This window comes from Cricetibacter osteomyelitidis (assembly GCF_004340985.1).
In the GTDB taxonomy this organism is placed as follows: domain Bacteria; phylum Pseudomonadota; class Gammaproteobacteria; order Enterobacterales; family Pasteurellaceae; genus Cricetibacter; species Cricetibacter osteomyelitidis.
The window spans coordinates 1-8,013 of record NZ_SLYB01000048.1 but is presented as its reverse complement, the minus strand read 5'-3'; the positions used below and the strand labels follow the sequence as shown (position 1 = coordinate 8,013).

Below are 8,013 nucleotides of genomic sequence, written 5' to 3'. Positions count from 1 at the left end.
GAATATCAAGAGAAAGGTGAAAAAACTAAAAAATAAACCCTCTTTTATCAAATTGCTTTGAAAAGCAAAGCGGGAGTGGGTTTGTCAGTAGTCTGTGACAACATTAAGTTGTCTCCAAGTTTAACATCTCTTAAACCGATTCTGATTTTACCGTTACTAGGCTCATTAATCGTCGGTTTAGGTATGATTTATGTCATTAACCCGCCGGTAGCCAGCATTATGACCACCCTAACGGATTGGTTAAGAACAATGGGGGAAGTGAATGCGGTGATCCTTGGTATTATCCTCGGCACAATGATGTGTACGGATATGGGCGGTCCGGTGAACAAAGCGGCTTATACCTTCTCTGTGGGTATGATCGCATCACAAGTTTACACTCCAATCGCTGCCGCAATGGCCGCCGGTATGGTGCCGCCAATCGGCATGACAATTGCAACCTTAATCGCACGCAATAAATTCAACGAAAATCAACGCAATGCGGGTAAAGTGTCATTTTTATTAGGTCTGTGCTTTATTTCCGAAGGTGCATTACCATTCGTTGCGGCAGACCCGATTCGTGTGATTGTCAGCGCCATTTTAGGCGGAGCAACGGCCGGTGCAATCTCAATGTGGGCGGGTATTCAATTACAAGCACCGCACGGCGGTTTATTCGTGATTCCGTTTGTTTCCCAGCCGGTATTATATTTGGCCGCTATCGCTATCGGCTCTGTGATTACGGGCGTGGTGTATTCAATCATCAAACCAAAACTGGCGGAATAATCACCGCACTTTAACCACATTCTTCATAGAACGCCAAAGGCAGGGATATTTCTCTGCCTTTTATTTTGGTGTTTACGATGGGATTTGATAGAATAGTGCGGTATCTTTTTAAGAAATTTTTAAGAACTATCACATACAATCAGCACGGAAAATTATGGCAGAAAATAATCAATTTAAACTGGAATGGAATTGTCGTCGGGGAATGTTAGAACTGGATAATGTGATTATGCCGTTCTATAAACAGCATTTTGTGAACCTGAACGAGCAACAAAAACAAGCCTTTATCCGTTTGTTGGATTGCACGGATTTACAACTTTTTTCGTGGATTTTCAAAGGCAGTGAGCCGGAAGATGTTGAATTACGCCAAATTGTCACCCATATACAAAATTTGCAAATCTTAAAAAGATCTTAAGATTCGCGGAAATTTACAAAATATTTTGAACTTTTATTATTTCAACCTCTCTAACTAAGCAAATAGACTTGCTGTCTTTGGTTAAAATTGTGAGTAGGTATGGAATACCAGTAGGGAGATTTCACTGTTGAGTGAGCAATTAACCGATCAAGCTTTAGTAGAAAGAGCACAGCAAGGCGATAAGAAAGCGTTTAATTTGTTGGTATCACGCTATCAGAATAAAGTTGCAGGTTTGCTGACACGTTATGTGTCGCCTAACGATATTCCCGATGTGGTACAAGAATCTTTTATTAAAGCCTATCGTTCCTTGGAATCTTTCCGCGGTGATAGTGCGTTTTATACTTGGCTTTATCGTATCGCTGTGAATACAGCAAAGAATTATTTAACGGCCCAAGGTCGTCGTCCGCCAACGGAAGATATTTTGGCAGACGAAGCGGAATCCTATGATTTAGGATCGAATTTAAGGGATGTTGAAACCCCGGAAAACCTAATGTTGTCGGTGGAACTGAAAAAAGTGGTTTTTGATACCATCAACGGTTTGCAAGAAGAATTGAAAACAGCGATTACATTACGGGAAATTGAAGGGATGAGCTATGAAGAAATTGCTGAAGTAATGGATTGTCCGGTTGGCACTGTGCGTTCTCGCATATTCCGAGCAAGAGAAATTATTGAAAGCAAAGTCCAACCGCTGATTCAACGTTAAACAAATTGTAAAATAAATGTGCTATAAACAAACAACCTTGTTGGAGTTCAAAATGCAAAAAGAATTACTTTCCGCCTATATGGATGGTGAAAATGTCGATCAGCAAACCGTAGATATGATTTGCCAGGATGTCGGTTTGCAACAAAAATGGGCGAATTATCACACCGTTCGTTCTGTAATGCGTCAAGAAAGTGAAGTATTCTTAGGTGCAGGTTTCACCGCAAAAATGGCAGAATTAATTGATGCAGAACCAACCTTAAATGTGGCGAAAGTTTTTGAAGATCAGCCAAGTGTGACAGAAACCGTACGTAATCTGTTTGCTCAGCGTATCAAAGCCTTATTAATGCCGTTGACCCAATTCGCAGTGGCGGCCGGCGTGTGTTTTGCGGTGGTGTTCGGTGTACAAACTTCAATGAATAAAGATAACAGCGTGAATAATGATATTCCGGTGTTGCAAACTTCACCGTTTAATTCCAGTACGCAGGCGGTCAGCTATAATGCACCGGCACAAGATGTAGCAACCAGCGAGAAAGTGGAAGAGCATAATAAACGTATCGGTTCAATGTTGCAAAACTATGAATTACAACGCCGTATCTATGCAGATGATTTACAATTAAATTCATCAAAATAATAATTTCTGATATGATTTGTTCACCACCTTATTTAAGGTGGTGAATTTGTTTCAGGGGTATTTGTTTTAGGGAAAGGCAAAATGGAATTCATGAAAATTTTACGAAAAACAACCGCACTTTTTGTGTTTTCTTGTGTGTTTATCGGCACTAATGCCTTGGCGAATACAGAAAATTCAGTGTTGACTCTGTTGAACCAAATGCGTCAGGCGGAAGACAGTTTAAGTTATGAACGCTTTTTTCTGCAAATTACCCCGGCGAATATCGAATCATTGCGTTATCGTCATACAAAAGTGAATGGTATTGCTTATGCTCAGCTCATTAATTTAGACGGCAGTCAGCAGGAAATTTTACAACGGGGCAATTTGGTGGCGTATTTTAATTCCAATTTTCAGCCTTTTACCATTCAATCCAATCAAATTGTGGAAAGTCTTCCCATTGGTTTGCGGGCGAATTTTGAACAGTTAAGCCGTTATTATGATTTTGTGGACGGCGGACGTAACCGAGTGGCCAACCGCATTGTGCAAACGGTTAAACTGTTGCCTAAAGATAATTTCCGTTATCAATATGTGCTGTTTATTGATGAAGAACATCATTTGTTGTTACGCAGTGATTTATTGGATCGTGACGGTCAACTATTGGAACAATTCCGTACGGTTAATGTACAAATCAGCGATGAATTAACCCAATTAGCGGAACATTTTGACCATTTCCGTTTTCCGCCCTTGATTGTTGCCGATTCGAAAACAGAAGATAAAAAAGCGAAACAAAACTGGCAGGCAAGCTGGTTACCACCGGGTTTTAAATGCATTAAATCGGAGAATGACGATTATGAAAATACGGTGATTGAAAGCCAGCTCTATAGTGACGGTTTGTTTTCCTTTACGCTTTATATTTCACCAAGCGAATTACCGGATAATTATGAAAACAGCTGGAAGCAGGGCGTTCACACTATTTACAGCGAAACCCTGAACGGTCGGGAAATTACCTTAATCGGTCAACTGCCGCTCACTACGGCAAAACGTATTGTGCAAGATATTAAATTTAACTAAGGCTTAATTATGCTCACAGAAAGTGCGGTCGTTATTGACTATAATTCTGGCGTTGCCACCGTGCAATGCCAAGCCCAATCTGCCTGTGGTAGCTGTGCTGCTCGCAAAGGTTGCGGCACATCCATATTATCTGAACTTGCAGGAAGCAAAGGTACGCACACTTTCACCGTTGAAAGCCTAATGCCGCTCAAAGCCGGGCAACAGGTGCAAATCGGTTTAGAAGAAAAATCTTTAATTTTCACCGCACTTTTAATGTATATCGTGCCGCTTACCACGCTGTTGCTGACCACGTTGGTTTGCAATCAATTTATTCAAAATGAATTGGTGACTGCCGCAATCATTTTTCTTTGCACCGCATTATCGTTTATCGTCGTAAAAGGCTATGCCAAAAGGCTCAATAAAAAATCGGCCTATAAACCGATTTTGTTGAGAGTGTTGTAATTATTTTTCATACCAAATCCGATTTACATACCAAGTCAACAATCCCGACGGTGTATTAACCTTGATTTCATCATCGATGGTTTTGCCGATTAAAGCACGAGCGACCGGTGAATCAATAGAAATCCAATTTTTTGCCGGAGCAAATTCATCGCAGCCAACAATGCGGTAGGATTTTATTTCACCTTGTTCGTTTTCCAATTCCACCCAAGCACCGAAAAACACTTTGCCTTCCTGTTTTGGTGAATAATCCACAATTTGTAATACTTCCAAGCGTTTGGATAAAAAACGCACACGGCGATCAATTTCCCGCAAACGGCGTTTGCCGTAGATATATTCTGCATTTTCACTGCGATCCCCAAGAGCGGCCGCATCCGACACCGCTTGAGTGACTTTCGGGCGTTCGTCTCTCCATAGGTATTTCAATTCTTGATCTAAAATGTTCCAACCGGCACGGGTGATATAATTTGATTTTGCCATTATAACCCCTTTCGGATCCAGTATTTGAAAGGCAGTTCAGCGGTTTCACTGGCAATCAGACGGTGATCCATAAATTGACAAAAGCTCGGAATATCGCGAGTGGTGGCGGGATCATCAGCGATCACCAATAAAATTTCGCCGTCATTCATTTTGCGGATATGTTTACGCACTAGCATTACCGGCTCCGGACAGCGTAATCCTACGGCATCAAGTGTTTGATTAATTTGAATTTCAGTCATTTTCGTGATGGTTTATATGTTTTCCTAAATTTCTTGCGTATAATAGGGGGTCATTAATGTTTGTATTTGAGTTGTCGCTTAAATTTAGCACAGGCAAGACGGAAAATGAAGCCAATAGCAACACTATTGGCGAATTTGACAACGCAGAATGTGCTAAATTTAAGTATAGCCCTTCGGACTAGGGCTATTTTTAGTCAGAACAAGGCAAAAATAATCACTAGTTCAAATAATAGATAAACATCAACAGTTCCTACACAATTTGAATTATAAACCTAATGAGGGCGAACAGTTTCACGTGCAGTATTTGATACCTAAAAGTGCGGTAATTTTTGAAGAAGAAATTAAAAAAAGCCGCTTTATCACTTATTTACAGCAAGTTAACGGTATTGCAGAAGCTCGTTTGCATTGGCAGCATATTCGTGAACAACATCGCGATGCCCGTCATCATTGTTGGGCAGCGATTGCAGGCAGTCCGCAAGATTCTCAGCAGTTTGGATTTTCTGATGACGGCGAACCGGCGGGAACGGCAGGCAAACCGATGTTCAGTGCCTTACAGGGCAGCAATATCGGTGAAATCAGTGCGGTGGTGGTGCGTTATTATGGCGGTATTTTATTAGGTACGGGCGGTTTGGTGCGGGCTTATGGCAATGGTGTTCAGCAGGCCTTGAAATTATTGCAGACAACCTTAAAAATCGAACGGCAGCTCTATGAATTAACCTGTGATTATGCTCAAGTGAATTGGTTGCAGCTGTTATTTGAAAAATACGATGTAGTGATTGAACATCAATCGTTTGCGGAAAAGGTGAAATTTGAATTGGCGGTTAGTGATGATGATATCACACCGTTATCACAAGAGATTAATGCTCGTTCCGCAGGACAGTTACAAATTATAAAAAAAGATTAAGAGAGAATTGAGTGCAAATTTTATCCATTATCCGAATCGTCGGCATTTTAGTGATTTGTTTTTCCGGCACAATGCTGGCGCCAGCATTTGTTGCCCTAATCTACGACGACGGCGGTGGTACGGCATTTATCGAAACCTTTGTAATGAGCCTGTCTGCAGGATTATTGCTTTGGTGGTGGTGCCGACGCCATAAAGCTATGTTGCGGGCTCGAGAAAGTTTTTTAATTGTGGTGTTGTTCTGGGTGTTGCTCGGCAGCCTTGGAGCGATTCCATTCTTGCTATTTGACAGCCAGCATTTTACCATGGCATCGGCGTTTTTTGAATCCTTTTCCGGTCTAACCACAACAGGGGCGACTGTATTGGTTGGATTAGACGAAATGCCGAAAGCATTACTGTTTTATCGTCAGTTTCTGCAATGGCTGGGCGGAATGGGGATCATCGTTCTTGCTGTTGCCATTATGCCGCTGCTTGGCATCGGCGGGATGCAAATGCAGATGTACCGAGCGGAAACATCCGTAGCAAATAGTGAAAAAATGCGACCGCGAATTGCCGAAACTGCCAAAATTCTGTGGATTATTTACAGTATTTTGACCGCACTTTGTGCCTTGGCTTATTGGTGGGCTGGGATGGATGGCTTCGATGCTATTTGCCATAGTTTTTCTACGGTATCTATCGGCGGTTTTTCAACGCATGATGCCAGTATAGGGTATTTCAATAATTCTGTGATTAATTGGATCACGGTATTGTTTCTGTTTATTTCCGGTTGTAACTTCGCTTTGCACTTCCGAGCCATCAGTGAAATAGGGCGGGAAAATACTTTAAAAATATATTGGCGAGATGCGGAATTTCGTTTTTTTGCCGCAATTCAGTTAGCATTAATTAGCGTTACGTTTGCTTTTCTATACGGCTATAATCAATTTTCGACAGTGGGAATGAGCTTAGAACAAGCTGCATTTCAGGCGGTTTCCATTTCCACCACGACGGGTTATACTACAGACAACTTTAATAGTTGGCCGTCATTTATTCCTATGTTGCTGATTTTTTCATCCTTTATCGGTGGCTGTGTCGGTTCTACGGGGGGAGGGTTGAAAGTGGTGCGGATCTTAGTTTTATGGCTGCAAGGCAAGAGGGAATTAAACCGCTTTGTTCATCCTAAAGTAGTACATTCCATCAAACTCGGACAACGACTATTGCCGGAACGTTTAATTGAAGGGATCTGGGCGTTTTTTTCCGCTTATTTACTGGTTTTTATACTTTGCTTTTTAGGTGTGATTGCCTGCGGTGTCAGGGCGTTTGATGCATTCAATGCCGTGGCAGCCTGCCTGAATAATTTAGGAATAGGATTAGGTTCGGTAAGCAGCAATATGTTAAAAATCCCCGACAGTGCAAAATGGATTTTAACCTTTGCAATGATCTGCGGGCGGGTAGAAATTTTTTCGGTGCTGGTATTATTGACGCCGGCTTTTTGGAAATCATAAGAATACAGCCAACAAAATGAAAACATTAATTTTATATTCCAGCCATGACGGACAAACGAAAAAAATCGCTGAGTTTATTGCAAAACATTTACAGCAAGACATCACCGTGCAGTCACTGACAGAAAGTGCGGTGGATTTACAGCCATTTTCGCAGGTGATTATCGGAGCTTCAATTCGTTACGGGCATTTTAATAAACAGCTTTATCAATTCATCGAAAACAATTATCGCATTTTAAATGAAAAGAATAGCGGCTTTTTTGGTGTAAATCTCACGGCTCGCAAAGCGGAAAAAAATACACCGCAGACTAATCTGTATGTGAAAAAGTTTCTAGAACGGATTAAGTGGAAACCGAAACAAGCGGCCGTATTTGCCGGTGCATTGTTGTATCCGCGTTATACTTTATTTGATCGTTTATGTATCCGGTTGATTATGAAATTGACCGGCGGGGAAACGGATCCAACGAAAGAAATTGAATATACCGACTGGCAAAAAGTGCAAGATTTCGCCGATTTATTCATTGTTGAATAATAAATATGCAAACAAAATCTTTTTTTATAAAACTGCTTGCAATGGAACGCGAAATCCCTATAATGCACCTCCGCAATGCAAGGACGTATCGTTAAGTAAAAATTTAAAAATATTTTAAAAAATATTGCTTGACGAGGTAACGTGAAATCTTTAGTATATAAAACCTTGCTTCGGCAAACTGTTCTTTAACAATATAATCAGACAATCTGTGTGGGCACTTGTAGATGGATTTTGAAAAACTATTTTAAATTTTGAAGTCTTAATAAGTGTCAACTTGAAATTCATTTTAGAATGATTTTTATAGTCAGTATTTATTGAGCGATTGAACTTGAATTGAAGAGTTTGATCATGGCTCAGATTGAACGCTGGCGGCAGGCTTAACACATGCAA

The 8,013-nt window shown here is 40.9% G+C and carries 10 protein-coding genes and 1 pseudogene; 9 read left to right on the top strand and 2 right to left on the bottom strand.

Annotation, left to right across the window (positions count from 1 at the left end):
- Positions 1–99 precede the first annotated feature (99 nt).
- The 6 genes and pseudogenes from EDC44_RS12685 to EDC44_RS12660 form a co-directional block, all read left to right on the top strand.
- Positions 100–759: pseudogene (locus EDC44_RS12685) on the top strand (PTS fructose transporter subunit IIC); the annotation flags it as partial.
- Between the two features lie 154 nt (positions 760–913).
- On the top strand, positions 914–1,171 hold the full coding sequence (locus EDC44_RS12680; RefSeq protein WP_131979710.1) for an FAD assembly factor SdhE: 258 nt from the start codon (positions 914–916) through the stop codon (positions 1,169–1,171).
- Positions 1,172–1,298: 127 nt separating this feature from the next.
- Positions 1,299–1,874 carry an RNA polymerase sigma factor RpoE gene (gene rpoE / locus EDC44_RS12675; protein ID WP_131979707.1) on the top strand — a complete coding sequence of 192 codons (576 nt, stop codon included), beginning with the start codon at positions 1,299–1,301 and terminating at the stop codon, positions 1,872–1,874.
- Positions 1,875–1,926: 52 nt separating this feature from the next.
- A complete protein-coding gene (locus EDC44_RS12670) occupies positions 1,927–2,505 on the top strand; it encodes a sigma-E factor negative regulatory protein (protein ID WP_131979704.1) in 579 nt (192 codons plus the stop codon).
- Positions 2,506–2,586: 81 nt separating this feature from the next.
- A complete protein-coding gene (gene rseB / locus EDC44_RS12665) occupies positions 2,587–3,555 on the top strand; it encodes a sigma-E factor regulatory protein RseB (RefSeq protein WP_131979701.1) in 969 nt (322 codons plus the stop codon).
- Positions 3,556–3,564: 9 nt separating this feature from the next.
- Complete coding sequence (locus tag EDC44_RS12660; RefSeq protein ID WP_131979698.1) at positions 3,565–3,996, top strand: SoxR reducing system RseC family protein; 432 nt, start codon at positions 3,565–3,567, stop codon at positions 3,994–3,996.
- Here the strand turns inward: EDC44_RS12660 and greB are convergent, their stop codons facing one another.
- A complete protein-coding gene (gene greB, locus EDC44_RS12655) occupies positions 3,997–4,473 on the bottom strand; it encodes a transcription elongation factor GreB (RefSeq protein ID WP_131979695.1) in 477 nt (158 codons plus the stop codon).
- The gene (gene tusA / locus EDC44_RS12650) at positions 4,473–4,712 is read right to left on the bottom strand and encodes a sulfurtransferase TusA (RefSeq protein ID WP_131979692.1); all 240 of its coding nucleotides are present in this window, start codon (positions 4,710–4,712) and stop codon (positions 4,473–4,475) included. Before tusA ends, greB begins: the two co-directional genes overlap by 1 nt.
- A 295-nt stretch (positions 4,713–5,007) precedes the next feature.
- Here tusA and EDC44_RS12645 point away from each other — a divergent pair, with 295 nt between their 5' ends.
- From EDC44_RS12645 to hemG, 3 genes are read left to right on the top strand one after another with little or no spacing between them, the layout of a single operon-like run.
- A complete protein-coding gene (locus tag EDC44_RS12645; RefSeq protein ID WP_131979689.1) occupies positions 5,008–5,616 on the top strand; it encodes a YigZ family protein in 609 nt (202 codons plus the stop codon).
- Between the two features lie 11 nt (positions 5,617–5,627).
- Positions 5,628–7,094 (top strand): TrkH family potassium uptake protein, encoded by a 1,467-nt coding sequence (locus EDC44_RS12640; protein ID WP_131979686.1) that lies wholly within the window; start codon positions 5,628–5,630, stop codon positions 7,092–7,094.
- A 16-nt stretch (positions 7,095–7,110) separates the two neighbouring features.
- Complete coding sequence (hemG, locus tag EDC44_RS12635; protein ID WP_131979683.1) at positions 7,111–7,623, top strand: menaquinone-dependent protoporphyrinogen IX dehydrogenase; 513 nt, start codon at positions 7,111–7,113, stop codon at positions 7,621–7,623.
- Positions 7,624–8,013 lie beyond the last annotated feature (390 nt).